This is a genomic window from Pseudonocardia alaniniphila (genome assembly GCF_022524485.1).
Lineage (GTDB): Bacteria > Actinomycetota > Actinomycetes > Mycobacteriales > Pseudonocardiaceae > Pseudonocardia > Pseudonocardia alaniniphila.
Window position 1 is genome coordinate 1 of sequence record NZ_JAKXMK010000097.1, and the last position, 1,148, is coordinate 1,148.

1 protein-coding gene is annotated in these 1,148 nt (G+C 68.6%); it reads right to left on the minus strand.

Features of this window, described 5'->3' with window-relative positions:
* Positions 1–1,060, minus strand: a 1,060-nt coding sequence (locus MMF94_RS43135) for an IS630 family transposase (protein WP_241043292.1), incomplete at its 3' end; no start/stop codon positions are given.
* Positions 1,061–1,148 lie beyond the last annotated feature (88 nt).

Below are 1,148 nucleotides of genomic sequence, written 5' to 3' on the forward strand. Positions count from 1 at the left end.
GGCGGATCTTGGAGTCGACGGCGAAGCGCCGCTTGGGTTTGGCGCGGCGGTTGGCCCAGCGGACGTAGCCGCCGAGCGCGGCTTCCTGGGCGGCGTGGGAGGGGTAGTCGCTGCCGTCGAGGGTGAAGTAGCGCAGCGCGGTGAACTCGCACTCGATCCAGTTCAGCCAGGACGCGTTGGACGGAGTGAACACCAACTCGACCTGATGGGCCGTGCACCAGTCGTGGACCTGGTCTTTCTTGTGTGGTGAGAAGTTGTCGCACACGACATACAGCCGCCCGGTCGGGAACCTGGTCCGTAGCTGCTTGAGGAATGCGAGGAACTCCTGCCAGCGCTTGCGGTCGCGGAACCGGTAGAACATCTGCCCCGAGGCCAGGTCCAGGGCGCCGAACATGTGCCGCACCCCGGCGGCGCGGGTGTAGGTCGCTCGCAGCCTGGCCGGGCGCCCGCGCGGGAACCAGCCTCGACCTGGCCGCGGCTGCAGGTTCAACGGGCCAAACTCATCGACGCAGACCACCCGCCCATCCGGGGGCGGGTTGTCATACAGCTCCAGGATCCGGGCCATCTTCGCGGCGAAGTCCGGGTCCCGGCTGCCCTTCCAGGTCTTGGTGGCCTGCCAGCTGATCCCAGCATCGCGCAGGATCGCACGCACCGTCTCGGTGCTGATGACGATCCGATGGTGCTCGCCCAGGTGCTCGACCAGCTTGGACAGGCTCCAGGTGGTGAACGCCCGGCCCAGCTGCTGCGGCGAGGTCTTGGCCACCCGGCAGACGATCTCGCGGACGGCGGGGCCGAACCTACGCGGTCGGCCCCCGCTCCATTTTGGGTCCAGCGCCGCGAACCCCAACTCGTTGAACGCGTGGATCACCTCCCGCGCGTACTGCGGCGTCGCGGCGAACATCGCAGCCGCATCCGCCGCGCTACGCCCCTGCACCGATGCCAACACGATCCCGGCCCGCCGCAACCGCACCCGATCCCTGGCCGTCCTCGCGATCTTGACCAGACGCTGCGCCTCCGCCGGCTCCAACGCGCGAACGAACACCTCAGGCTGCCGTGCCATCACCACCTCCACCGACAGCCTCCCGGGCCGAACGCGGCGGATCAAACCGACGCCATTACAGCGGCGACCTTCCTTGACGAGGCACTAG